The following is a 24,300-nucleotide window of genomic DNA, read 5'->3' as shown; positions in this document are numbered from 1 at the left end:
TTGAGCGGTCCGCACCGCGGGATAAATCCCAGGCCCGTCTTGCGGTGCGGGCGGCGAATTGATACGACACCACCTATGCTTTCGCCTGTGTTCTCCCGCACCGCATCATTACCCTCCGCCGGCCGTCGACGCCGCTCGCGGTCCTGAAGGAGTCGGCGCAGATGGGCGACGGGAACGGACGGTTTCGCAGCGGCATGGCGCGCCTTGCCTACGGGAATCCCCTCTACGCCCTGATGCTGGGCGGCAAGGCGCCGGGGGCGCTGGCGGTGATCCCGCCCGATCCCTGGCCGGGCGACACCGACACCGGCAACGCCATGCTGGCCGGGCGGATGAGCTTCGCCGGGCAGCCGGTCATGGTCGATCCCAACGGGGCGCCCAATTGGCGGCCCCAGGGCGCCGGCGCCGGCTGGCTGCGCGCCGCCCATGGCTTCGAGTGGCTGCGCGACCTGCGGGCGGTCGGCGGCGACACCGCGCGGCGCCGGGCGCGGGTGCTGGTGTGGTCGTGGCTGGACCAGAATGGCGGCTGGCACGCGCAGAGCTGGGCGCCCGACGTGCTGGGCGTGCGGCTGGCCAGTTGGATCGGTCTGCATGACTTCTACTGCGCGTCGGCCGACGACGAGTTCCGCGCCCGCGTGTTCGAAAGCATGGCGCGCCAGCTTCGCCACCTGCTGCGGGTGGCGCCGGCCAAGCTGGACGGCGAACGGCTGATCGGCGCGATCAAGGGTCTGCTCTATGGCGGCTATTGCCTGCCCGACCAGGACAAGGCGGCGCGGGAGGCGTTGCGCCTGCTCGACAAGGAGTTGCCGCGCCAGATCCTGCCCGACGGCGGCCATGTGGAGCGCAACCCGTCGATCCAGATGCGGGTTCTGCGCGACCTGATCGACATGCGCGCCGTGCTGCGCGTCGCGAAGGAGGAGGTGCCGGAAAGCCTCCAGCACGCCATCGACCGCATGACGCCGGCCCTGCGCTTCTTCCGCCATTTCGATGGCGGGCTCGCCCTGTTCAACGGCGGGCGGGAGGAGGAGCCGGCACTGATCGACACGGTGCTGGCCCAGGCCGACGCCCGCGGCCGTCCGCTGAAAAGCGCGCCGCACACCGGGTTCGAGCGGCTGCTCGCCGGGCGCACGCTGGTGCTGCTCGACACCGGTGCGCCGCCGCCGGCCGGACTGGACCGCACCGCCCATGCCGGCACCCTGTCGATGGAGGTCTCCGTCAACAAGGAGCGGCTGATCGTCAATTGCGGCAGCCATCCGTCCCAGCGCGGCCCCTGGCGCGCGGCGCTGGCCGGGACCTCCGCTCATTCGACCATGGTGGTGGCCGATACCAACTCGTCGGAAGTGCTGGAGAAGGGTGGGCTGGGCCGCCGGCCGACGAATGTCAGTTGCGAACGGCAGGAATCCGACGGCGCCATGCTGGTGGTCGCCAGCCACAACGGCTACAGCAAGGGCTTCGGCCTGCTGCACCGCCGACGCGTCTATCTGGCCGACAATGGCGAGGACCTGCGCGGCGAGGACACGCTTGAGCCGGTGATCGGCGCCACGCCGCAGCCGCAGCCCTACGCCATCCGCTTCCACCTGCACCCCAATGTCGAGGTGGTGCCGGTCCAAGGGCAGGGCGATGGGCGCAACGATCAGGTGCTTCTGCGCCTGCCCAGCGGCAATGCCTGGCGCATGCGGGTGACCGGCGCTGTGCTGGAGGTGGCGGAGAGCGTCTATCTCGGCAGCGGGGACGAGCCGCGCCGCAGCCGGCAGATCATGATGCAGGGACAATGCGGACCCGAGGGTCTGACGGTGAAATGGGCCTTGCGCCGCGAGCGCAGCCGTTAGGAAGGAGTGAAAAGGGCCGAGATAAAAATCCCGGCCCTTAAATATTTATTCTCATTGAAATGAAATCTTCCTGGGCAGATATTATCTGCGTCTGATTGCTTCTGCCGCAATCATCTCCATTATATCTTGGCTTATAATTGAGCAGATTGATTTTCCTGCAGAAGTTTGGTTGGTAGATTTCTCGTACGTTGCGCATGCTTTCTCAACAAACTTGTCGAGAAGCAGAGAAAGCTTGTCTCGATTTGCTCTAACCAGCAAAGATCGTTGCTTCATTTGGCAGCGCTGTAGAGCTGCGTTCAAGCGGTTCTGGCGCTGCGAAGATGCGAGGATTTTTCTGCAGGCAGAGGATGATGCTTTGATCTCTGCTTCTTTGTCTTCTGACAAGAACCCAATAGACTCAAGCTTGATCAAAAGGTTTTTTGTCAGAAAGGCCTCAATATCAAGGCCATTCCCATTGATGTGATCGCTTCTGTCGGTAGAGTTACCTTCGCTTGGCATTTTCACGATACTCTTCAGTTTGGTTTTACTGACGATGCAGTCAGCATTCCAAAATGACATCACGTCTGTAAGGACGGAGACATTGAGGGGTCGGCTTTGTAATATGCAGATAACCAAAGGTCAATCACATATTCACGGAGATAAGATCTGCCGTTCCGGCGTTATTCTTTGATAATGCGGCGCAACAGGAAGAAATTTTATTTCTATTTTGCGTATGTACACTAAATGAATACATAAGTATTCTAGCATCTGATATACAAGTACTTTAGATATTCTCCTACTGTCTTTTTGATGATGTAACTTGCAGAAATGGGCCTTGCGCCGCGAGCGCAAGGCGGCGTAAATCGCGCCCATCCGCGGTGGCCGGGCCTATTCCTTTCGGAAGGGGCGTGGAAACACGGATGAACACGGGATTTGGGGCACGGACGACCACGGGACTCGTCTCGCCGTGCTTATCCATGTCCGTCCGGACCGGCATATGTGCGGGCGGGCGGGCGGGGATAAGCACAGCCGAGCGGCATTTCCGTGGCCGTCCGTGCTTTTCTTCTTCCGTGCTTGTCCGGGTCTCCCCGGTTGCCTGCGGTCCAACGCACCACCCGCAGCGATCAGGATGACGCCATGAGCCCGCCCAAAGCCAACCACGCCCCCGCTCCCGACAAGGTCCGCATCACCCGCGCCCTGATTTCCGTGTCCGACAAGGCCGGTCTGGTGGAACTGGGCAAGGCGCTCGCTGCCCGCGGCGTCGAGATCCTGTCGACCGGTGGTTCGGCCCAGCGTCTGGCCGAGGCCGGCGTGCCGGTCAAGGAGGTCTCCGACCACACCGGTTTCCCGGAGATCATGGACGGCCGCGTCAAGACTCTGCACCCGCGGGTCCATGGCGGCATCCTGGCCCGCCGCGACATCCATGCCGACGCGATGGCCCAGCACGACATCCCCGGCATCGATCTGGTGGTGGTCAATCTCTACCCGTTCGAGGCGACGGTCGCCAAGGGCGCGGCCTATGACGACTGCGTCGAGAACATCGACATCGGCGGGCCGGCGATGATCCGCGCCGCCGCCAAGAACCACGATTTCGTCGCCATCGTCACCGAGCCGTCCGATTACGAGGCGGTGATGGACGAGCTTGCGACCCATGACGGCTGCGTCACGCTGGCCCTGCGTCGCAAGCTGGCGCAGCGCGCCTATGCCCGCACCGCCGCCTACGACGCCGCCATCTCCACCTGGCTGGCCGGCCAGCTGGGCGAGACCTTCCCGCCGCGCACCACCCTGTCGGGTTCGCTGGCCCAGACCCTGCGCTATGGCGAGAACCCGCACCAGCAGGCGGCCTTCTACGTCACCGGCGAGAAGCGTCCGGGCGTCGCCACCGCCGTGCAGCTGCAGGGCAAGGAGCTGTCCTACAACAACCTGAACGACACCGACGCCGCCTTCGAACTGGTGGCGGAGTTCGAGCAGCCGGCCGTCGCCATCATCAAGCACGCCAACCCCTGCGGCGTGGCCCAGGGTGCGAACCTGCTGGATGCCTACAAGTCGGCCCTGCTGTGCGACCCGGTCAGCGCCTTCGGCGGCATCATCGCCGTCAACCGCAGCCTTGACGCCGAGACGGCCGAGGAGATCTCCAAGCTGTTCGCCGAGGTGGTGATCGCCCCCGACGCCGACGAGGCCGCCCGCGCGCTGCTGGCGACCAAGAAGAACCTGCGCGTCCTGCTGACCAAGGACGTGCCGAACCCGGCCGAGCCCGGCATGATGATCAAGCAGCTGTCGGGCGGCTTCCTGCTGCAGAACCGCGACAGCGGCCGCGTCAACCCGGCCGAGCTGAAGGTCGTCACCAAGCGCGCGCCGACCGAACAGGAGCTGGCCGACCTGCTGTTCGCCTTCCGCGTCGCGAAGCACGTCAAGTCGAACGCCATCGTCTATGCCAAGAACGGCGCCACTGTCGGCGTCGGCGCCGGCCAGATGAGCCGCGTCGACTCGGCCCGCATCGCCGCCATCAAGTCGGCCGAAGCCGCCAAGGCCGCCGGTCTGGCCGAGCCGCTGACCAAGGGGTCGGTGGTTGCGTCGGACGCCTTCTTCCCGTTTGCCGACGGCCTGCTGGCAGCCGCGGAAGCGGGTGTGACCGCGGTGATCCAGCCCGGCGGTTCGATCCGCGACGCCGACGTGATCGCCGCCGCGGACGAGAAGGGTCTGGCGATGGTGCTGACCGGAATGCGGCACTTCCGGCATTGAGGTGTTGATAACTCTCCCTCTCCCGCCCCGGGAGAGGGAAGGGGCCCATGCGGAGCATGGGAAGGGTGAGGGGTGAGGCAAGGGTCATAAATCCACGTTCGGAATGCCCCTCACCCTCCCCACGCCTGACGGCGCGGGTCCCCTCCCTCTCCCGGGGCGGGAGAGGGCGCTATCTCACGCCTCCGCCAGCAGGTCGTCGGAATCCTCGACCCGCTTCAGCATCGACTGCCGCAGTTTCAGCAGCGCCCGATGCTCCAACTGGCGCACGCGCTCCTTGCTGACGCCCAGTTCGCGGCCCAACTCCTCCAGCGTGGCGCCTTCCTCGCGCAGGCGGCGTTCGCGGATGATGGTGCGTTCGCGCGGGCTAAGCTCGCCCAGCGCCTCCGCCAGCCATTGCGAACGGGTGTTGGCATCGCGCATGCCGATCACCACGTCCTCGGGCGAGGGGCGCTGGTCGGCCAGGAAATCCTGCCAGTCGTCGTCGGAGCCGTCGGCCACCGGCGTGTTCAGCGACTGGTCGGAGCCGGACAGGCGCATCTCCATCGCCTCGACCTCCGACACCTCGACCTTCAGTTCGCCGGCGATCCACTCGCGGCCTTCCCTGGTCAGGGGGGCGCCGCTGCCGTTCTGCGTGGCGCTGTCGATCTTGGCGCGCAGGCGGCGCAGGTTGAAGAACAGGGATTTCTGCGCGGCGGTGGTGCCGGTCCGCACGATCGACCAGTTGCGCAGGATGTAGTCCTGCATGGCCGAGCGGATCCACCAGGCGGCGTAGGTGGAAAAACGCACCTCGCGGTCGGGTTCGAAACGGCTGGCCGCCTGCATCAGGCCGACATTGCCTTCCTGGACGAGGTCGCCCATCGGCAGGCCGTAATTGCGGAAGCGCGACGCGGTGGCCACCACCAGACGGGTATAGGCCCGGACCAGCTGATGCAGCGCCCGCTCGTCGTGGCCTTCACGCCATTTTCGGGCAAGGTCGAATTCATGGTCGCGCGACAGCAACGGTTCGCGCATGGATGCCTTGATGAAGCTCAGATTAGCACGCTGAGTCTCCGGATCGTCGATGTATGCCATCCGTCCCTTCCTTCCCGTCTGGGCGGCATCGTGTTCCTTCGCATATCCCCGTACTATCGGGTCTTCGCCGCTTTGCCGCCTGCCCCCGGTCGATGCCGTCGGGTTAGACAACAAGCATGAGCGCGCCCTGTTGCGGAATCATACGCAGGTGTAGGGGGGACGGATCACAAGAGACGGAGGATTTTGCCGGCGGCCCAGGGAAAGGCTGCCGGAAGGATCGCCGGACCTATACCAGGGAAGGGGGCGGACGGGATTAAAGGTCAGGCTGGACCTAAGGATGGATCACGCTTGGAAAAGGTCCAGCATCTCACCGAAAGAATCGAAACAGGCGCAAACGAGGTGGCCGCCACGGCCGCAGCCGCCGTCCAGCGTCACCGTCACCGGCCCGACATCCACGCCGGGACTCTCCGGTGTCCAGTTGGGGTCGTAGCCGCGCACCAGACGATTGAAACCGCCATAGGGCTGCTCCAGCCGGGCGAAGCCGGCGCTGCCCCACCAGAAGGCGTCGCCCTGGCCGGTCAGCGGGCGCCGGGGATCGATGCCGGAATTGACCAGCAGCAGGCTTCCTCCGCCCCGGCTGTTGCCGGTCCAGCCATCGCCGTCGGCGCCATCAGGTGCCCCCTCATTGGCTGCACCACCGGTGTAGGCGGCACGGCGCAGGGCGTTGAACAGCTGTTCGTGCCCCGGCCGCGCGGCCACCGCCTGCCGCAACTCGCGCGTCCAGCGCCCCAGCATCACCGCACCGCCGCGCGCGCCCGCCATCCCGGCATCCAGGTTGCCGCCATAGGCGGCCAGCGTCGGCGCCACGCCCTGGCGCAGCATCCAGTCCAGCACGGTGCGGGGATCGGGAGCGAAATGGAGTTGCAGCAACTTCTGCCACATCTCCTCCTGCTGGCCGCGCAGATAGACGATGTCCGACGCGATCATGCCCGGCATCGCCAGCAGGGCGATGCGGAAGGCCAGCAGCCGGTCGATGGTCTCCACCACCCGGTCGCCGAAACCGATCATGTTGCCGAGATAGACCAGCCGGTCGCCGGGGCGGAATCGCTGGCCGATGGCGTTGTGGATCAAGTCCAGCCGGTCGGGCTGAGCATGGATCGCGCCGATGGCCCAGACGCGGCGCGGCCGGCCGAGCGAGGCGAAACGGCTGCCGTCCTCGACGGCGCCGACGATGCTCGCGGCATGGCGGCTGGCCTGACGGTTGGGAAGAGCAAGGCGCGGCGGCAGACCCAAACTGGATTCCCTTCGACGTCGTTCGCGAAGTCGTTCCGGCGGCGTCTGCCGGAAGGCGGCGGGAGTTTAGGCGTGTCATGCCACGGAAACAAAGGCGAAAAACGAGACGGGCGCGCGGCGTGACGTAGCAGCCGCGCGCCCGTTCGTGTCACAAACGGCTATGTGGAGGCCGGCAACCGAGACCTGGACTCAGGCGGCCTTGGACAGCACCGATTCCAGACGCTCCGTCGCCTTGGTCTCGTCGATCTTCTCGACGGCGGCCAGTTCGCGGGCCAGACGCTCCAGGGCGGCCTGATAGATCTGGCGCTCGCTGTAGGACTGGTCGGACTGGTCGGCGCCGCGGTACAGGTCGCGCACCACCTCGGCGATCGACACCGGATCGCCGGAGTTGATCTTGGCCTCATACTCCTGGGCGCGGCGGCTCCACATCGTACGGCGGACGCGCGACCGGCCCTGCAGAGTCTCCAGCGCGACCTTGATGCGGTCCTTGGAGGACAGGCGGCGCAGGCCGGCGTTGCGGGCCTTGGTGACCGGAACCTTGAGCGTCATGCGCTCTTTCTCGAACGTGATCGCGTAGAGTTGAACCTCGAGTCCGGCGATGCTGTGGGTCTCGATCCCTTCGACCCGACCGACGCCATGAGCCGGATAAACGACGAAGTCACCGGCTTCGAAGTCAAGCTTGTTCGACATTTGGATTGGCTCTCACTTCTCGCGATCACGCCATTTTGCCGCCCCGGTGGAAGGGACGAAAAAGGACCCCGGACAGTTATGGCGCCGTGGGGATGGGACCCATCCACGACGATCACAAAAGCCACAGGTCCTGGAGCGTAGGGAAAACCGGCAATGGCGCGGAGGCCGGCTCCGGTCGCGCATTATAGCGATGTTACGCCCGAGTTACAAAGGGAACGCGCAACCTACCGGGCGGAAATCGTCCATCGCCCGGCCATGGCCGCCCCGTCGATTTTGCATAGCAACATCGGGGAGTGCAATCGGTTGATGCAGCCCGACTCGGAATAGCCGGGCCGCATCCGCTGGTCCGGCCTCAGCCGCCCGCCTTCGGGGAGAAGTACTTCTCGAACTTGCCGTCGACGCCCTTGAACTCGTCGGCGTCCGCCGGCGCGTCCTTCTTGCGGGTGATGTTCGGCCACTGGCCGGAATAGTCGCGGTTCATCTCCAGCCACTTGGTCGCGCGGTCGTCGGTATCGGGGACGATCGCCTCGGCCGGGCATTCCGGCTCGCACACGCCGCAGTCGATGCACTCGTCCGGGTGGATGACCAGCATGTTCTCACCCTCGTAGAAGCAATCCACGGGGCAGACTTCGACGCAGTCGGTGTACTTGCACTTGATGCAGCCGTCGGTGACGACGTAGGGCATGATCTCTTCTCCGCTGTTCCGGCCGGCGATGCCGGCGGGACTGGGCACGCGCATGGCACCGGGCCGGATGGCCAACCCGCGCCTGCCTAGCATGCCGCGGACGAGCCGTTCAACCCTGCGCGTGATGTGGGCGACCCTGTCGCACCCGTGGCGGCCTCTCTCAAAAGGGGAATGGGCAAATGGGCAACGGAAGCGGTGTCCCCGGAGAAGGCTTCGAGAAAGGCGCGCAGGCTGGCGGTCTCAATGGCGTCGGTGCGGCGCACGAACTGCGTCGGCATGCGGCCCAGCGCTTGCGGCAGCGGCCGGGCGACCAGCAACTCGCGCCAGGGATCGCGTTCCACCACCGAGCGCGGGATGACGGTCACCCCCATGCCGGCGCCGACGCAGCCCAGGATGGCGTCCAGCGCGCCGAACTCCATGACGCGGAAGGGCACGCGCCCGGCCTCGCGCATCGCCATCTCCGCCCGGCCGCGATAGGCGCAGGCCCGGCCGAAGGCGATCAGGGTGCGGCGCGCGCTGTCGGTGGTCAGCCCGGCCGCCGGTTCGGCCAGCACCAGCTCCTCGTCGAAGATGCGGCGGGCGATCAGGTCGGGATGCGCCACCTCGCCGCCGACGAAGGCGCCGTCGAGCCGCCCGGCCAGCACCTCGGTCAGCAGGGTCTCGGTCGGACCGGGGGTGATGGTCAGCTCCACGTCGGGATGGTCGCGGTGAAAGCGCGCCAGGATCGGCGGCAACCGCACCGCGGCGGTCGATTCCATGCTGCCCACCGCCAGCCGGCCGCCGCGCCCGGCCGCCTCCGCCACCGCATCGCGGGCCTGGGCGACCAGCCGCAGCACCCGGTCGGCATAGCCGCTGAGCACCCGGCCGGCCGGCGTCGGTTCCATCCCGCGGCTGAGGCGCAGGAACAGGTCGACGCCCAAATCCTCCTCCAGCCGCTTGATCCGCGCGGTGACATTGGACTGTACGCAGTTCAGCGCCTCCGCCGCCCGGCTGACGCTGCCGGTGTCGGCCACCGCCTTCACCACCCGCAAACCGGCCAGATCCATAGCAACATCTCCCCAACCGTCGGTGCATGGCACCCATCACTCGGAGTGGAGCTTATCATCAGAACAATTCATTGGAAATGAGGGCAGTGCCGCGGCCATGATGGAGGCCAAATCAATCGGCCGGCCGAACGGTTGCTGATCAAAAGAGCCGGCTGAAAAACCGAGAGGGCGTGGATCATGGTTCGGGTGCTGGTTGGCGGCCTGATCGGGCTTGCCATCGCGATGGGGGTTGCGCGCTTCGCCTTCACCCCGATCCTGCCGGCGATGCAGGACGCCACCGGGCTGCGGGCCGACGGGGCGGGGCTGCTCGCCTCGCTCAACTATCTGGGATATTTCATCGGCGCGCTGGGGGCCGGGTTGGTGCCGCACGGTGCCATGCGCACCGCCGTTTTCCGGCTGTCGCTGCTGGTCAGCGTCGCCACCACCGCGGCGATGGGGCTCGACCTGGGTGACGCCGGGCAGGCGATGCCGGTCTGGCTGGTCCTGCGTTTCCTGTCGGGGGTGTCGAGCGCCGGCATCTTCATCCTGGGCATCGCCATGGTGCTGGACACGCTGACCCGCGGCGGCGGGGAGCGGCTGGCCGGCTGGCTCTATACCGGGATCGGGGTGGGCATCGCCGCATCCGGGCTGTTCGTCGCGCTGTTCGGCGGGCGGCTGGGCTGGGACGGCGATTGGCTGGCATTGGGGGCGATCTGCGCCGTGCTGGGGCTGATGCCCGGCCTCTGGGTGCGCGATCCGCCGCCGCTGCACCATGCCATGGCCGCCAAGGCGGAGGGTGCCGCCCCGGCGCGGGCGGGCGGGCTGTCGGCACCGCTGCTGCTGCTGACGCTCGCCTATTTCCTGGAGGGTGGCGGCTACATCGTGTCGGCCACCTTCCTGGTGTCGATCCTGAAGACCGATCCCGGCACCGCCGCGGTGGGCGAAGCCGCCTGGATGGTGGTCGGCATCGGGGCGATGGGCGCCGGGGTGTTCTGGGCGGCGGTCGCCCGGCGCACCAACAGCTGGTGGTCGCTGATCCTGGCGCATCTGACGCAGACGGTGGCCATCCTGCTGCCGATGACCGGATCGCCCACCGCGTCGGTGGTCTCGGCCCTGCTGTTCGGCGGCACCTTCGTCGGGATCGTGTCGCAGGCCTTCGCGCTGGGGCGGCAGCTTTCGGGCGGAGCCTCGGCGCGGGTGGTCGGGGCGCTGACCGCCGCCTATGGGCTGGGGCAGATCATCGGGCCGCTGCCGGCCGGGCTGGTGGTGACGCACACCGGCAGCTTCAACGCCGCGCTGCTGGGTGCCGCCGTCGCGGTGGTGCTGGGCACGCTGCTGCTGGTGCTGGGCATGGTGATCGCCGGCCGGAAGGCGTCGGCGGGGTCGGCTTACACGTCCCCAAAAACTTCGTAAGTATTCGAAAGATCTGCCTGCGACAATCGGCGCCGGGTTTGCTGCAATGCCGTTGTTCTCCCCGATCGTCCGCTTTGGCTACAGTCTGGTCCACAACAACCAGATCATCGGGGGAGTCATGAAACGCAAGCTGGTTCCGGACGTCGTGAAGTCGCAGGAGCTGATCCTGGTGCCGGAGGATACCTCCGTCGCCACCGTGTCGAAGATGATGGCCGACAAGAACATCGGCGCGGTGCTGGTGGTCGATCACGGCGCCCTGATCGGCATCGTCACCGAACGCGACCTGAACAACAAGGTGCTGTCCAAGGACCTCGACCCGTCGGCGGTGGAGGTCGGCGCGGTGATGACCCGCAACCCCGACAGCCTGCCGCCCGACGCCGACGCGGTCGACGCGCTGAAGCTGATGCACGACAAGCATTACCGCCACCTGCCGATCACCCAGGGCAAGCGCGCGGTCGGCATCGTGTCGATCCGCGACCTGTTCAAGGTCGCCTACGAGCACATGATGGCCGAACGCGCCGAGGCGTGAGGGAGAAATGGGGGGCGCCGGGACGGGCGTCCCCCCTTCGCCGTCAGTGCCCCGGGCTCTGCTTGCGCCGGGCCATCAGGTTCAGCGCCTCCACCAGGGCGGAGAAGGCGATGGCGAAGTACAGATAGCCCTTGGGGATGTGGAAGCCGACGCCGTCCGCCACCAGCGCCACGCCGACCAGCAGCAGGAAGGACAGCGCCAGCATCTTCACCGTGGTGTGACGGTTGACGAAGTCGCCGACCGGGCCGGAGGCGAACAGCATCACCGCCATGGCGATGACGACGGCGGCGATCATCACCGGCAGATGGTCGGACATGCCGACGGCGGTGATGACACTGTCGAGCGAGAAGACGATGTCCAGGAACATGATCTGGACGACCACCGAGGTGAAGGTGGCGTGCTTGGGCGCCGATCCGCTCTCCTCATGGCCTTCGACGGTGTGGTGGATCTCCAGCGTGCCCTTGGCCAGCAGGAACAGGCCGCCCAGGATCAGGATCAGGTCGCGGCCCGACACCTCCCAGCCGGCGACGGTGAACAGCGGCTGGGTCAGCTGCGCCACCCAGGCGATGGAGGCCAGCAGCGCCAGACGGGTGATCAGCGCCAGCGCCAGGCCGACGCGGCGCGCGCTGTGCTGCCGTTCGGGCGGCAGCTTCGACGCCATGATCGAGATGAAGATGATGTTGTCGATGCCCAGCACGATCTCCAACGCGGTCAACGTCAGAAGGCTGGCCCAGACATTCGGGTCGGCGAGCAGGTCGAGCATGAAGGGGCGGGGCTCCGGCGGTCGGTGATGCGCGGTCAGTGAAAGGCGCGCCGGCACCGCGGGGTGCCAGCGTGACCGCGAGCACATGAGGTCGGCTTCGGCCCGCTGCAAGAGGGGCCAGTTCCATTTTTCCGCCACTCTTCCCCGGTCTTACCGCCCTCTTGCCGCTGATCCGGGGGGCGGTACGTCTCACCTCCAGGTGGCTGCAGTCCGCTGTCCGCCCGCTGCGGCGGGGAGGCGGCCGAAGGGGGCCGGCTCCACCTCGTGCCGCTCGACGGTCTGCCGGGTGGCCGTCCTGTCGCGGCTCACCCGATCACTCCAGGCACGCCGGCGGATCGCCATCTGAAGCCGGCAATCCTGGGAGCAATAGATGGGCGCCGGTCCCCTTGCGGACGTGCGGACGAAGGGCCTGCCGCAGCAGGCGCAGTAAAGCGTGGTCATGGTCGTTTCCTCCGGAACGGGCGGCCGTTTTCCGGCCTTGCCCCAAGCCGCCGGCTCATCCGTCTTGCGACGACCGATGCCCGCGGCTTTGCTGTGTTGCCTGTATTGTGTTGGCCGCGCCCCGGCGTCGCCAGCGACCAAACGGCATAAGCGTCAGCGGTCCCAAGTATTCGATCCGGAAAATGGGAGTGCCGGCAGCAGCTTAGATGCAGAAGCGCGTCACTTCGCCGCGATGCTCTGCGTTGGCATTTTTCTCCGGCAATTTCACCTCGGGCATCTTCCAACGGAAGCGTTGCGGACCCATGTGTTCCGTTCCGAGACCCTTCGAATTCGACCAACAGACCGGAAAGACGAGACGCGATGACGCTTGGACGCCTCGCCACCTTCCTGAAAACCGAAAGCGCCAGCGGCGTGGTCCTGATGATTGCGGCGGTGCTCGCCCTGTTGTGGGCGAACTCGCCGGCGGCCCCGCTGTACGATTCGATCCTGGCAACGAAGCTGGCGGTGACGGCGGGCGGCGTCGGCTTGGACAAGCCGCTGATCCTGTGGATCAACGACGGGCTGATGGCGATCTTCTTCCTGCTGGTCGGGCTGGAGATCAAGCGCGAGGTGCTGGAGGGTGAATTGTCCAGCCCGGCCAAGGCGATGCTGCCGGGCATCGCGGCCGTGGGCGGCATGGCGGTGCCAGCGCTGGTCTATTGCCTGTTCGCACAGGCCGAACCGGGCGCCCTGCAGGGCTGGGCGATCCCGGCGGCCACCGACATCGCCTTCGCCCTCGGCGTGCTGGCCCTGCTGGGCAACCGGGTGCCGGCCAGCCTGCGCGTTTTCCTGCTGGCGTTGGCGATCATGGACGATCTGGGCGCCATCGTGATCATCGCCGTCTTCTACAGCCACGGGCTGGTGCCGATGGCGCTGGGGCTGGCGGCGGCATCGGCGGTCGGGCTCTGGCTGCTGAACCGGGCCGGGGTGCGCTCGCTGACGCCCTATCTGCTGCTGGGACTGGTGCTGTGGGTGTGCGTGCTGAAATCGGGCATCCACGCCACGCTGGCCGGCGTCGTCCTGGCTTTCGCCATCCCCCTGCGGGTCAAGGGGCCGGACGGCAAGCGGGCGGAGGATGCGCCGCTCTATTGCCTGGAGCATGCGCTGCATCCCTGGGTCGCCTTCCTCATCATGCCGGTCTTCGCGCTGGCCAATGCCGGCGTGCCGCTGGACGGCATCACCCCCGCCAGCCTGCTGGAGCCGGTACCGCTGGGCATCGCGCTCGGCCTATTCGTGGGCAAGCAGGTGGGCGTGTTCCTCGCCGTGTGGATCGCCGTGCATATCGGCGTGGTCGAGCGGCCGGCGCGGGCCAGCTGGGGCCAGCTCTATGGAGTCGCCGTGCTGACCGGCATCGGCTTCACCATGAGCCTGTTCATCGGCACGCTGGCCTTCGCCGACCCGCAGCATGCGGTGGCGGTGCGGCTGGGGGTGCTGACCGGCTCGCTCGCCTCGGCGCTGGTCGGCTACGGCCTGCTCTATGTCGCCGGCACCAAGCGGGAGCGGGCGGCGGCGCGGGCGACCTGATGTCGATCGGAAAAGGTTATCGACAAAGATAGTTGTTGATGACATCTGTTCGGTGCGCGAACTTTGTTCCGGTGCTCCGGAACCGTGGACGTGCTGGGTGGTTCTTCATTCGTGGGGAATCGCGCGGCAGGCGCGGGACCGACAGATCGGGGGGACATGCGATGATCGACGCCATCCGCACACGCCGGCGCACCGTTGCCGAAGATCCTCCGCCGGGCGGGTCCGGCAGCTCGGTCCCCATCGACTTCCAGCGGCTGGAGCGGCTGCGCCGCCTGTCCCGCCTGATGGACAGCCGCTGGCACATCCCCTTCACCCGCATCCCGGTCGGGCTGGACGGCATCGCCAGTCTGGTGCCGGTGGCGGGCGACACCGCGACCGCGCTGGTGTCCGCCTACATCATCATGGAAGCCGCCCGTTTCGACCTGCCCAAGACGCTGGTGGCGCGCATGGTCTTCAACGTCCTGCTGGATTGGGCCGGCGGATCGGTCCCGGTGCTGGGCACCGTTTTCGACATCGCCTTCAAGGCCAACCGGATCAACCTGAACCTGCTGCACGAGCATCTGGAACAGCGTCTGGCCGCCGCCGCCGCCAAGCGCTGAAACGGCGCCCTCGCGATCTTGACGTGGATCAAGGCAGGGGTGGGGGGACTGCGGCAACCTGTCGCTCATGAACGCCATCACCGCCCTGGCCGTAAAGCCGGCCCCCGCCCCGTCCCGTTCCCACGGTGTCGATCCCGCGCTGCTCGCCAAGTATGACGGGCTGCGGGTGCCGCGTTACACCAGCTACCCGACCGCGCCGCACTTCACGCCCGAGGTGAACGGCGACGTCTATGGCGGCTGGCTGGAGGCGATCGATCCCACCCGCTCGGGTTCGCTCTACCTGCACATTCCCTTCTGCCAGAAGATGTGCTGGTACTGCGGCTGCCACACCAAGATCGTCGCGCGCTACGAGCCGATCGCCGAGTATCTCGGCCATCTGCGGCGCGAGATCGCCATGGTGGCGGAGCGCGTTCCCGGCCGGCTGGCGGTGCGCCACATCCATTTCGGCGGCGGCACCCCGACCATGATGGCGCCGGACGATTTCGAGGCGATCATCGCGCTGCTGCGCACCCGCTTCGACGTCGCCACCGATGCCGAACTGGCGGTGGAGATCGACCCCCGCACCCTGACGGCGGAGATGGCGGCGGCGCTGGGCCGTGCCGGCGTCAACCGCGCCTCGCTGGGCGTGCAGGATTTCGACGAGACGGTGCAGCAGGCGATCAACCGCGTCCAGCCGCGCGCCGTCACCGAACAGGCGCTGGCCTGGCTGAAGAACGCCGGCATCACCAGCGTCAACCTCGACCTGATGTACGGCCTGCCGCACCAGTCGGTGGAGAGCGTCACCCGCTCCGCCGAGATCGCGCTGGAGATGGCGCCCGACCGGCTGTCGGTCTTCGGCTACGCCCATGTGCCGTGGATGAAGACCCATCAGAAGAAGATCGACGAGTCGGTGCTGGCCGGTTCGCTCGGCCGTTGGGAGCAGTTCGCCGCCATCGGCGACACGCTGGCCGCCGCCGGCTACAGCGCCATCGGCCTCGACCATTTCGCCCGTCCCGGCGACGAACTGGCGGTGCAGCAGGAGGAAGGGCGGCTGGGCCGCAACTTCCAGGGCTACACCACCGACGACGCCGAGGTGCTGCTGGGCTTCGGCTCCTCCTCCATCGGCGCGCTGCCGCAGGGCTATGTGCAGAACGCCGTGCCCTTCGACCATTACGCCACCGCCATCGAGGAAGGCCGCCTGCCCACCGGAAAGGGCATCGCGCTGACCACGGACGACAAGGTGCGGCGCGACCTGATCATGCGGCTGATGTGCGACCTGTCGGTCGACACCGCCGCCATCGCCCAGGCTCACGGGCTGGCAGAGTCGGCCTTCGACGCGGAATTGGAGGGCATGGCCGATCTGGTCGCCGACGGCGTCGCGGTGGTGGAGGGCCGGCGCGTCCATGTGCCGGAGAGCGCCCGCCCCCTGATGCGCATCGTCGCCGCCCGTTTCGACACCCACCTGTCCAAGGGCGCCGGGCGGCACAGCCGGGCGGTCTGAGGACCGCGCTGTTTGAGGGCCGTTCTTCAAAAAGAAAAGGCGGCCGGCGCCACCCGCCGACCGCCTTTTCCCGTGCCGCGCATCCGAACCCACAAGGCTACGCGGCAACCTCGTTGATGCCCTGCATCAATGTCCGCAGCATGTCGCCGCTGAGGCGGTTGGACGTCACGCCGCCCGCCTGCTGCTGCGTGCCGCCGCCATAGGCGGCCATCCGTTCCTGTTCCGACACATAGCCGTCCTTGTTGGTGTCCAGCGGATCGTAGCTGGTCGTGCCGCCCGCCGACGCGGTGCTTCCCGAAGACGAGGCGGAGGACGTTGCCGACGCGGTGCTGCTGTCGGACGTGTTCTCCGAAGCGCCGGCCGTGCCGCTGTCGTTGGCGGGCGGCGGGGGAGGCGGCGGCGGGCGGTTGGCGTCGGCCTCCTTCAGCGCGCTGCTCAGCTCGTCCTGGGAAATCGATCCGTCCTCGTCGCTGTCGAGGCTGCTGAACAGCGACGAGGCGTCGGTCGACGACTGGCCGGCTGAGGTGAGGGCGGAGGTCAGTTCGTCGGCGCTGATGCCGCCGCTGCTGTCGCTGTCCAGGCTGGAATAGAGGTTCTGCGCGAACTGCTGCTGCATCGCGCTCGCCTGTTCCTGAGCCGCCAGCAGGGTGCTGCCGCTGCCATAGTCGAACTGGCTGGAGAAGGAGCTGAACTCCGTCGCGCTGAGCGAGCCGTTCTTGTCGCTGTCCAGGCTGCCGATCAGGCCGTCGACCGCCGAGGACAGCGTGTCGCTGTCGGACGCGGCCGAGGTGCCGCCGAGCGCACCGAGAAGCTCGTCCTTGGACAGCGACGAATCGCTGTTGGCATCCGCCTTGGAGAAGAATTTCTGGAGCGTCGCCGCGCTGCTGGAACTGCCGAGGGAAGAGATCATGGCCGGATGCCCTCGCAAGGTGCCGTCGTGATGGTCAAGATACGCGGCGTGCGGCGGGACTCCTGCGCTGAAGCGGTGCGGAAAAGATTGGATTTGCGCTAATCTTTTCGGGGGGCGGGCAACGTGCCCCAAAAAGCGCATAACGAAGTTGGGCGTGCTGCGGTGGCGAAGAGGGGGGCACCTCCTGTATGGTCGCGCCGAAGGTCCGCGGCCTTTCCCATAGCCTCCCCGCGAAGCACCGATCCATACTCAAGGTGAGCGATGATCCGGCGTGTGCGTTCCCTTCCGCTGATGGTGGCCCTGGCCACGCTGATGGTTCCCGGCTGCATGCCGTACCAGCGGATTCCGAATCCGCCGACCGTGCGCACCGCGCCGGATACCGGGACCGGGCTGGAACCGATCTATGGGGAATGGCAGGTGGACAGGCCGACGCCGCTGCGCGCCCAGCCGTCCGCCGGTGCGGGCGTCGTCGCCACGCTGGGGGCCGGGCAGGCGGTGACCACGCTGGGCCGGGTGCGCAACAGCGATTGGGTGGCGGTGAAGGCCGGCGGGTCCACCGCCTATGTCCGGCTGCATCTGCTCAGCCTGAAGGGCAACACGCCGCGTGGCACCCGCGGCACCTCCACCACCCTGGCGAAGCCGACCGACAATGCCGGCCCGACCATCAAGGCCGCCCCGCGCAGCAAGATTGGCGTCACCCCCATCGCCAACTGACCTGAGGGGTCGGCGAGCCCTCGGGCAATCGGTCACAGAACAAGACAGGAGTCGCAGACTCCCTCTCGACATGGCTTCATGATAGAACATATCAGGAACATATACCTGTCGAGCGGAGCCGAGTCATGCCTGTCCTGCCGTCCCCTTCCCCATCCGCGGAGGCTGCGCCGCGCGATCGTGCCGGCGTGCTGGCCGACCTGCGCGCGCGTATCCGGCGGATCGAGGGGGCGGGCGGGGAGGGGGGAAGGATCCTGCCGTTCGGCATCGACGCGGTTGACGGCCATCTGCCGGACGGCGGGCTGCCGCTGGGCTGCCTGCATGCGGTGGCGGCGCAGGATCCGGGGGCGGGCACCGGTTTCGCCGCGGCGCTGCTGGCCCGGCTGGCGACGCCGAGGACGCCGGCGCTGTGGATCCTGCGCGGGCGCGACCTGTATGCCCCGGGGCTGGCGGCCTTTGGGCTGACGCCGGACCGGCTGGTGGCGGTGCGGGCGGTACGGCCGGTCGATGCGCTGTGGGCGATGGAGGAGGCGCTGCGCTGCTCCGCCCTGTCGGCGGTGCTGGGCGAGTTGGAGGGGCTGGACCTCACCGCCAGCCGGCGGCTGCAACTCGCCGCCGAGTCGTCGGGGGTGACCGGCTTCCTGCTGGATGTGAGCGCTGGCGCATCGAGTGGACGCGGCCGGCTGGCGGAGGGCCGGCGGACGGAAGGGCTCAGCGCCGCGGTGACCCGCTGGCGCCTGACTGCGGCACCCAGCCTGGATGGTGAAGAGGATGCGGCCCCGCGCCCGGCCGGAGGCCCGCCGGGGCTGGGAGAGCCGCGCTGGTCCGTCGCGCTGGAGCGTTGCCGTGGCGGTCGCCCAGGCCACTGGACCCTCGCCTGGGACGGAGAGAGCTGGCGCGACGTGGGGAAAGAGGATGGAAGCGGCCTTGGGCAGGCCGCGCGACGCGACTCGGGGCTATGGCCGGCCCGGCATTCGATGGCCCTGGACTCGATGGCCCTGGACTCGATGTCCGACAACCGACAGGGTCGTTTGTCGGATCACCGCAAACCGGCTATCGCGCGCTGAGCGTCGGATCAGTAGTTGGTGGCCCAATCCGGTTCGCGGCGGGCGGGCTGCTCCGACCCGTCCGGCTCGGTCATCCAGCGCGGGTCATCCGCGTCCAATGGTGCATCCAGCGGGGCGTAAAGCGGCAGCTGACGGGCGAATTCCGCGCTGTCGGCATCGCGGCGCTGCTTCAGCAGGCGGTCGGCAAGGTGGGCGGGCAGCATGGCAGGTCTCCTTCTGAGCGCCGGATGGCACCGCGGATCAGCCTGACAAGGCCGGTCCTGGCCCACCCGTCGTCCTGTTTGCCTGGATAATAACTACGCAAGTTCCAGGCCAGCTGTTAAGCGCGTCACACGAGTTCCATGACACACGACGAAGTCTCTACAAACGGTTTATACGAAGCCACTTGAACCCACATGAACCGGTATGACACGAGGGACTTTCGGGGGATCTGTCGTACACGCCGTGGCGGTCTTCGCCCTTCGATCGGGCATCGCCGCCGTCCCGTGTGAGATGTGTTCCCTTCCGTGCCGTTCCAACCCATATTCGGGGCCAATCCCCTTCAAGGAATGCGTACCTCCCATGCACAGCGCCCCCGCCCCCGATTCCTGCCCGACCTGCCTAAAACCTAATCACCTGTGCATTTGCGAGGCAGTGCAGCCAATCGACAACGGCGTGTTCCTGCTGATTCTGCAGCACCCGCAGGAGAAGCGGGAAAATCTGGGCACCGCCCAGATCGCCCATCTGCAGTTCGCCAATTCGATGGTGAAGGTCGGGCTGAGCTGGCCGGGTCTGAAGCGCATCCTGGGGCGGGAGGTCGATCCCAAGCGCTGGGGCGTGCTGTATCTCGGCCCGGTGAAGGATGGCGGCGCTCCCCGGCCGGAGGTGGCGGTGGTCGACAAGGACGGCCAGCCGCTCCGCGGCAGCGCCGACATCCTGGACGATCTGGAGGGCGTCATCGTCCTGGACGGCACCTGGAGCCAGGCCAAGACCCTGTGGTGGCGCAATGCGTGGCTGCTGAAATGCCGCCGCATCGTGCTGAACCCGCAGTTCCGCTCGCTTTATGGGCAGGCGCGCAAGGAGCCGCGGCGCGACAGCGTCTCCACCCTGGAAGCCGGCGCCTTCCTGCTGTCGCGGCTGGAGGGTGACCAGACCATCATGGACACCGCGCTGAAGCCCTTCTCGCTGCTGCTGAAGAAACTGCGCACCCGCCGTCCGCGCCCGACGCCCATGCAGCCGACGCCGCCGGCCGGCGAGGATGCCGCCCCGGCGGTTGCCGACGGCGAGGGGGGTGACGGGGCCTGAGCGCCGTTCGCTGGGCTGCAACCAACCGGCGGCCTGAGCCGTTGTAACGGGTGAGAGGGCCGGCGCCGGCCGGCCGGATCGCCCGTTGCAACGACGGAAGGAGAGGCTTCGTGCGCGGTATTCTGCTGTGGCTGGTCGGCATTCCGATCCCCGTCATCCTCCTGCTCTACCTGTTCAACATTCTTTGACCTGAATTCTTTGACAGGGCTGCCGGGTTGACGGCGCTACGGCGCCGGGTGCCAAATACGGCTCCCCAGCGCTTCGTTTCCTTTCCTCCGCAATCGAACGAGAGAATGATGGCCAGCGATTTCGTGCCTTTCGGCCTGACCGTCTGCGGTCTCAGCGAGCTTTGCAATTTCGGCGGCGGCAAGGTCAGCCATGTCCTGTCCATCCTCGATCCCGAGATGACGGAGCCGAGCGAGTTCGGCGATTACGGCGAGCATGAGCGGCTGGAACTGCGCTTCCACGACATCATCGAACCGACCCGCGGCCAGATCGCGCCGGAACGGTCCGATGTGGAGCGCATCCTGGCCTTCGGCCGCGACCTGCTGGCCGAGCCGGTGGATTGCCGCCATCTGCTGGTCCACTGCCATGCCGGCGTGTCGCGCTCCACCGCAGCGCTGACCATGATCCTGGCCCAGGCGCGCCCCGACCTTCCGGCGGCCGACGCGGTGGGGACGGTGGTCGCCATCCGCGCCCAGACCTGGCCCAACCTGCGCATGATCGAGTTCGCCGACGACATCCTCGGCCGCAACGGCGATCTGATCGCCGCCGTCCGCCAGCGTCACCGCAAGCTGGGTAAGCAGCGCCCGGAACTGGTCCAGTTCATGATCGACAATGGCCGCATCCGCGAGGTCGAGGATCTGATCGACTGAGGGGCGCGGTCCTTCTGAGTTTCACGTCTTTCGGCCGTCATTCCCGCGAAGGCGGGAATCCAGTCGCTTCAGCCGCTTGAATGCGGAGTTTCCTGGATCCCCGCCTTCGCGGGGATGACGGCTAATAATCGGCCCTAAAAACCCACCGTCCTCAATAGCCTGCCGACTGCTGGCCGCCGAAGACGCCCTTCGCCCAGGCGCCGATGCGGTGGCGCCACTGTTCGTGCCAGATATAGACGCTGCCCTTGACCCAGTTCATCTGGATGGCGCGGCGCTGGCCTTCGAAGGGGTAATGCCCGTGCCAGGAGGTGTCGCTGCGGCGGAAGCACATCAGGGTGCCTTCCTCCGGCGGGACCTCGGCGGCGTAATCCTCCAGGTTCTGGGAGCGCAGGATGCGCAGGCGGCCGCCGGTCGCCTCCCAGGGCGGGTTCATGTAGATCAGCACGGTGATGACCTTGCTGGCCGAATCCGGATGGATCTTGCCGTCGGTCGCCCGGCACATGCCGCGTGCCGTGAACATGGTCGGGTATTTCGACAGATCCAGATCGAACTTGTCGGAAAAGGCCTTGCAGACCTCCGGCCCCTTCAACTCGGCGATCATCCGGTCGAAGCTCGGCCCCTGCGGGAAGACGCCCAGCGGGATCGAACCTGGCTTGTCGACCTTGGGATAGTCGCGGTGCAGCTCTTCAAGAAACTCCCGCTTCACGAAACCCGGAACGCACAGGAAATCATACGGGTCGTGCTGCAGGGGGGTGGCGCGGAATTTGTCCAGATCAAGCATGGACATGGCTACGGAACTCCCAAAGAGCATGCCGACGATGGCTTTGCCCCCCAAAACCGGCGTCACTTAATCACGACGGAAGTTTTATGCAACAGGTTTGTCGGGGAAGCACAATTCTTGCCGCGCCCGCCATTCGGGGCCGACATAGTTGACGATGATCGATTTGCGCACGCCGTCGATCGAACGTTTCTCGAAGCCATGCCAAGTATTGCTTCCGGGGATGAAGATCAGCCCCTCGTTGAAGGCGTAGGGCGCGCGGGCGACGACCGTCCGGCTCTCGTCCAGCACGTCGGTGCCCCAGTGCGAGCAGTTCGGCCCCTTCGAGAGATAGATCAGCATCGTGTATTTCTTGACGCCGATGTCGGTGTGCGGCTCCAGCCAGAAGCCGTCGGTGTCCTGGCAATATTCGATGCGCAGGCTGGTGCCGGTCAGGTCGACGTTGCAGGTCTTCTGAATGGCGTCCACCACCGGGCGGCTCTGGAAGGCCTGGGCCACCGTTTCGCACACCGCGTACTTCGCGCGGTTCTCCTCGCCGAAATAGGTGCGCGACGCATTGTTGGTCTCGCGCTTGCCGTAGGTATCGGACACCGGGGGCGGCCCCCAGGGCAGGTCGGCGATGGCGTCGGCGGACTCGGCCGGCAGAGCCTCGGTCAGCAGCCAGTGATTGTACGGCCGGTCGAACAGCCGGCTGTTTTCCAGGCAACGCAGGAAGGAGGCGGAAACGGCGTCGGGGGTGGTCATGGCGGCGAGGTTCCGGATGGAAGGACGGCCCCGGACCGCGCTTTTGGAGACGGCCGGTTCGCCAGCGCTTATGGCATGGCCCACGGCGGAACTCCGCACCCAAACCGGTCTTACCAGCGGGGTGCGCGCATTGGTCGCGCCGCACCCCGCCGGCGTCGTCAGGACAGGCCGAAGCGCTTTCGGTGCAGGGGCAGGCGGCGCCGCACCTCGTCGGCCACCACCTCCGTCTCGTTCAGCGGCGGATAGCTCCACTGGTCCAGCGAGCCGTCGAAGGGCCGCGTGATGCCGTCCTGGTACAGCCCGTCATGGAAGGCGCGGAACTTGGGCGACCCGCCCTCCAGCTCGATCACATAGACAGGCTTGCCGGTGGAGCAGGCCTCCGACGTCATCGACACGCTGTCGCAGGTCACCACCACCGCATCCGCCAAACCGAGATAGGCGAAGTAAGGATTCTCGCCGGTGCCGTCCCACACCTCCGCCGGCAGGCCGGACAGGCGGGCGCGCAGGATCGCCTCGTTGTCGGCGCCGGTGCGGCGCGACGGGGTGACCATCAGCCCGGCGCCGTGGCTGCGCGTCAGGTTGGCCAGCCGTTCGGCCACGTCGCCCATGATGGTGGGCGTCAGGCGGTAGACGCCGTTGTCGCCGCCGATCAGCACGGCGATGCGCGGGTGCGGCAGATGGGCCAGCTTCGGTGCGAATCGCTGTGCCGCGTCGGCCAGGATGGCGGGAGTCACCCGGTGCAGGGCACCGCGGGTCACCAGCACATTGTCGCCGCGCAGCTTGTCGTGGCGCGGCACGACGACCAGATCGAAATGCCGCGGGTTCATCACCGGATCCTGGATCTGGACGGTGAAGGTGCGGCCGCCCGACTGGCGGCGCACCGCCAGCGAGACGGCGATGGACTGCCGCCCGGTGCCGATCAGCAGGTCGGGCCAGGGCGGCTCCACCGGATCGCCCTTCGGACCGGCGGCGAAGCGGTTGCCGATGCGCCAGTAGGGGGTCAGCTGGCGCCAGGGCGTGCGCAGGTGGACGCGCTTGACGACCGGCGTCAGGCCAAGCGACTCCGCCAGACCGATGCACTGGTTTTCCATGCCGGCCTTGCCGTCCGACACGACCCAGCAGGTAAGGGGCCAGCAGGTCAAAGGTTGCATGAGAACCCGGATCGTTGAGGCTGCGAAGGGGATTGCGGCGAAAAGACCGATATCCGGGTTGCTCGCCCTTGCGGGGGTTTCCGTCTTGGCGTAGACACCATGCCCGTGTAATATCCTTTCTCCAAATCATCCCCGGAGCGACCGAGTAAACCATGCGGCGGGTCAAACTCGACCGAATTGACCGTCGGATTCTGCGCGATCTGCAGAACGACGGCCGGATGACCAACGTGGAGCTTGCCCGACGTGCCGGCATCTCCGCTCCGCCCTGCCTGCGCCGCGTCCGCGCGCTGGAGGAGGCGGGATTCATCCGTGGCTACCACGCCGACGTCAACCCCGATGCACTGGGGTTCGGCGTCACGGTGTTCGCCCAGGTCGGCCTCAGCAGCCAGGCCGAAGCGGACCTAAAGAAATTCGAGGAGCTCGTCAACAGCTGGCCGCTGGTGCGTGAGTGCAACATGCTGGCCGGCGAATATGATTTCGTCCTGAAGATCGTGGCGGAGGACTGGGACGACTACCAGCGCTTCCTGACGACCAAGCTGACGGCGGCGCCCAATGTCGCCCATGTGAAGTCGGCCCTGTCGATCCGCACCAGCAAGCACACCCCCGGCGTTCCGATCGACGTCGATTCGCCCGACATCCCGGAAGGGACCGAGGACGACGAGGACGAGGATTTCGTCGAGGACGAGGCCGAGACGCCCGCCCGCGCCACTCGGCGCTGAGCGGGGCCGGGGCGTCGAAGCC

The 24,300-nt window shown here is 67.1% G+C and carries 26 protein-coding genes; 13 read left to right on the top strand and 13 right to left on the bottom strand.

Features of this window, described 5'->3' with window-relative positions; all coding sequences use genetic code 11:
* Positions 1-161 precede the first annotated feature (161 nt).
* Positions 162-1,826, top strand: coding sequence for a heparinase II/III family protein (locus tag PWS46_RS11945; protein WP_434615371.1), 1,665 nt, complete (start codon positions 162-164; stop codon positions 1,824-1,826).
* An 81-nt stretch (positions 1,827-1,907) separates the two neighbouring features.
* On the opposite strand, the gene PWS46_RS11940 is transcribed toward PWS46_RS11945, so the two are convergent.
* Positions 1,908-2,330 carry a hypothetical protein gene (locus PWS46_RS11940; RefSeq protein ID WP_434615368.1) on the bottom strand — a complete coding sequence of 141 codons (423 nt, stop codon included), beginning with the start codon at positions 2,328-2,330 and terminating at the stop codon, positions 1,908-1,910.
* A gap of 612 nt (positions 2,331-2,942) precedes the next feature.
* On the opposite strand from PWS46_RS11940, the gene purH reads away from it, so the two are divergent.
* A complete protein-coding gene (purH, locus tag PWS46_RS11935) occupies positions 2,943-4,547 on the top strand; it encodes a bifunctional phosphoribosylaminoimidazolecarboxamide formyltransferase/IMP cyclohydrolase (protein WP_434615365.1) in 1,605 nt (534 codons plus the stop codon).
* Positions 4,548-4,721: 174 nt separating this feature from the next.
* Here purH and PWS46_RS11930 read toward each other — a convergent pair whose 3' ends face one another.
* From PWS46_RS11930 to PWS46_RS11910, 5 genes are all read right to left on the bottom strand, one after another.
* On the bottom strand, positions 4,722-5,618 hold the full coding sequence (locus PWS46_RS11930; RefSeq protein ID WP_434615362.1) for an RNA polymerase factor sigma-32: 897 nt from the start codon (positions 5,616-5,618) through the stop codon (positions 4,722-4,724).
* Positions 5,619-5,900: 282 nt separating this feature from the next.
* Positions 5,901-6,851, bottom strand: coding sequence for a hypothetical protein (locus tag PWS46_RS11925; RefSeq protein WP_434615360.1), 951 nt, complete (start codon positions 6,849-6,851; stop codon positions 5,901-5,903).
* A 189-nt stretch (positions 6,852-7,040) separates the two neighbouring features.
* On the bottom strand, positions 7,041-7,541 hold the full coding sequence (locus PWS46_RS11920) for a CarD family transcriptional regulator (protein ID WP_014248912.1): 501 nt from the start codon (positions 7,539-7,541) through the stop codon (positions 7,041-7,043).
* A gap of 352 nt (positions 7,542-7,893) precedes the next feature.
* Positions 7,894-8,226, bottom strand: coding sequence for a ferredoxin FdxA (gene fdxA, locus PWS46_RS11915; RefSeq protein WP_434619986.1), 333 nt, complete (start codon positions 8,224-8,226; stop codon positions 7,894-7,896).
* A gap of 86 nt (positions 8,227-8,312) precedes the next feature.
* On the bottom strand, positions 8,313-9,272 hold the full coding sequence (locus PWS46_RS11910) for a LysR substrate-binding domain-containing protein (protein WP_434615356.1): 960 nt from the start codon (positions 9,270-9,272) through the stop codon (positions 8,313-8,315).
* A 177-nt stretch (positions 9,273-9,449) separates the two neighbouring features.
* Here PWS46_RS11910 and PWS46_RS11905 point away from each other — a divergent pair, with 177 nt between their 5' ends.
* Positions 9,450-10,664 (top strand): YbfB/YjiJ family MFS transporter, encoded by a 1,215-nt coding sequence (locus tag PWS46_RS11905; RefSeq protein ID WP_434615353.1) that lies wholly within the window; start codon positions 9,450-9,452, stop codon positions 10,662-10,664.
* Positions 10,665-10,710: 46 nt separating this feature from the next.
* Complete coding sequence (locus tag PWS46_RS11900; protein WP_434615350.1) at positions 10,711-11,193, top strand: CBS domain-containing protein; 483 nt, start codon at positions 10,711-10,713, stop codon at positions 11,191-11,193.
* Between the two features lie 43 nt (positions 11,194-11,236).
* Here the strand turns inward: PWS46_RS11900 and PWS46_RS11895 are convergent, their stop codons facing one another.
* Positions 11,237-11,956 (bottom strand): TerC family protein, encoded by a 720-nt coding sequence (locus PWS46_RS11895; RefSeq protein WP_434615347.1) that lies wholly within the window; start codon positions 11,954-11,956, stop codon positions 11,237-11,239.
* Positions 11,957-12,145: 189 nt separating this feature from the next.
* Positions 12,146-12,397: a hypothetical protein gene (locus PWS46_RS11890; RefSeq protein ID WP_434615344.1), complete on the bottom strand. Its 252-nt coding sequence runs from the start codon at positions 12,395-12,397 to the stop codon at positions 12,146-12,148.
* Positions 12,398-12,757: 360 nt separating this feature from the next.
* Here PWS46_RS11890 and nhaA point away from each other — a divergent pair, with 360 nt between their 5' ends.
* The 3 genes from nhaA to hemN all read left to right on the top strand — a co-directional run bounded on the left by nhaA (position 12,758) and on the right by hemN (position 16,039).
* On the top strand, positions 12,758-13,960 hold the full coding sequence (gene nhaA / locus PWS46_RS11885; RefSeq protein WP_434615341.1) for a Na+/H+ antiporter NhaA: 1,203 nt from the start codon (positions 12,758-12,760) through the stop codon (positions 13,958-13,960).
* Positions 13,961-14,121: 161 nt separating this feature from the next.
* Positions 14,122-14,559: a DUF4112 domain-containing protein gene (locus tag PWS46_RS11880; protein ID WP_434615338.1), complete on the top strand. Its 438-nt coding sequence runs from the start codon at positions 14,122-14,124 to the stop codon at positions 14,557-14,559.
* A 67-nt stretch (positions 14,560-14,626) separates the two neighbouring features.
* On the top strand, positions 14,627-16,039 hold the full coding sequence (gene hemN / locus PWS46_RS11875; RefSeq protein WP_434615335.1) for an oxygen-independent coproporphyrinogen III oxidase: 1,413 nt from the start codon (positions 14,627-14,629) through the stop codon (positions 16,037-16,039).
* Between the two features lie 97 nt (positions 16,040-16,136).
* On the opposite strand, the gene PWS46_RS11870 is transcribed toward hemN, so the two are convergent.
* The gene (locus tag PWS46_RS11870; protein WP_434615332.1) at positions 16,137-16,949 is read right to left on the bottom strand and encodes an EF-hand domain-containing protein; all 813 of its coding nucleotides are present in this window, start codon (positions 16,947-16,949) and stop codon (positions 16,137-16,139) included.
* Between the two features lie 273 nt (positions 16,950-17,222).
* On the opposite strand from PWS46_RS11870, the gene PWS46_RS11865 reads away from it, so the two are divergent.
* Together PWS46_RS11865 and PWS46_RS11860 are read left to right on the top strand one after the other, a co-directional pair.
* Positions 17,223-17,663, top strand: a complete 441-nt coding sequence (locus PWS46_RS11865) for an SH3 domain-containing protein (RefSeq protein ID WP_434615329.1) — start codon at positions 17,223-17,225, stop codon at positions 17,661-17,663.
* Between the two features lie 125 nt (positions 17,664-17,788).
* Entirely contained in the window at positions 17,789-18,727 is a 939-nt protein-coding gene (locus PWS46_RS11860) for an ImuA family protein (protein WP_434615326.1), read from the top strand.
* Between the two features lie 8 nt (positions 18,728-18,735).
* On the opposite strand, the gene PWS46_RS11855 is transcribed toward PWS46_RS11860, so the two are convergent.
* Positions 18,736-18,930, bottom strand: coding sequence for a hypothetical protein (locus PWS46_RS11855; RefSeq protein ID WP_085090390.1), 195 nt, complete (start codon positions 18,928-18,930; stop codon positions 18,736-18,738).
* 358 nt (positions 18,931-19,288) lie between these two features.
* Here PWS46_RS11855 and PWS46_RS11850 point away from each other — a divergent pair, with 358 nt between their 5' ends.
* The 3 genes from PWS46_RS11850 (at position 19,289) to PWS46_RS11840 (ending at position 20,886) form a co-directional block, all read left to right on the top strand.
* Positions 19,289-20,011 carry a tRNA-uridine aminocarboxypropyltransferase gene (locus tag PWS46_RS11850; RefSeq protein WP_434615323.1) on the top strand — a complete coding sequence of 241 codons (723 nt, stop codon included), beginning with the start codon at positions 19,289-19,291 and terminating at the stop codon, positions 20,009-20,011.
* A 50-nt stretch (positions 20,012-20,061) separates the two neighbouring features.
* Positions 20,062-20,199, top strand: coding sequence for a hypothetical protein (locus PWS46_RS11845; protein ID WP_158281992.1), 138 nt, complete (start codon positions 20,062-20,064; stop codon positions 20,197-20,199).
* 105 nt (positions 20,200-20,304) lie between these two features.
* On the top strand, positions 20,305-20,886 hold the full coding sequence (locus PWS46_RS11840) for a tyrosine phosphatase family protein (RefSeq protein WP_434615318.1): 582 nt from the start codon (positions 20,305-20,307) through the stop codon (positions 20,884-20,886).
* Between the two features lie 151 nt (positions 20,887-21,037).
* Here the strand turns inward: PWS46_RS11840 and PWS46_RS11835 are convergent, their stop codons facing one another.
* The 3 genes from PWS46_RS11835 to PWS46_RS11825 all read right to left on the bottom strand — a co-directional run bounded on the left by PWS46_RS11835 (position 21,038) and on the right by PWS46_RS11825 (position 23,559).
* The gene (locus PWS46_RS11835) at positions 21,038-21,673 is read right to left on the bottom strand and encodes a 2OG-Fe(II) oxygenase (protein WP_434615316.1); all 636 of its coding nucleotides are present in this window, start codon (positions 21,671-21,673) and stop codon (positions 21,038-21,040) included.
* Positions 21,674-21,751: 78 nt separating this feature from the next.
* Entirely contained in the window at positions 21,752-22,408 is a 657-nt protein-coding gene (locus tag PWS46_RS11830) for a 2OG-Fe(II) oxygenase (RefSeq protein WP_434615313.1), read from the bottom strand.
* Positions 22,409-22,566: 158 nt separating this feature from the next.
* The gene (locus PWS46_RS11825) at positions 22,567-23,559 is read right to left on the bottom strand and encodes a mitochondrial fission ELM1 family protein (RefSeq protein ID WP_434615310.1); all 993 of its coding nucleotides are present in this window, start codon (positions 23,557-23,559) and stop codon (positions 22,567-22,569) included.
* Between the two features lie 152 nt (positions 23,560-23,711).
* Between PWS46_RS11825 and PWS46_RS11820 the strand changes: the two genes are divergently transcribed.
* Positions 23,712-24,278: an Lrp/AsnC family transcriptional regulator gene (locus PWS46_RS11820; protein ID WP_012972884.1), complete on the top strand. Its 567-nt coding sequence runs from the start codon at positions 23,712-23,714 to the stop codon at positions 24,276-24,278.
* Positions 24,279-24,300 lie beyond the last annotated feature (22 nt).

It is taken from the genome of Azospirillum sp. B2RO_4, from assembly GCF_051124815.1.
Taxonomy (GTDB): Bacteria; Pseudomonadota; Alphaproteobacteria; order Azospirillales; family Azospirillaceae; genus Azospirillum.
This window is presented reverse-complemented; position numbering and strand designations above follow the sequence as displayed.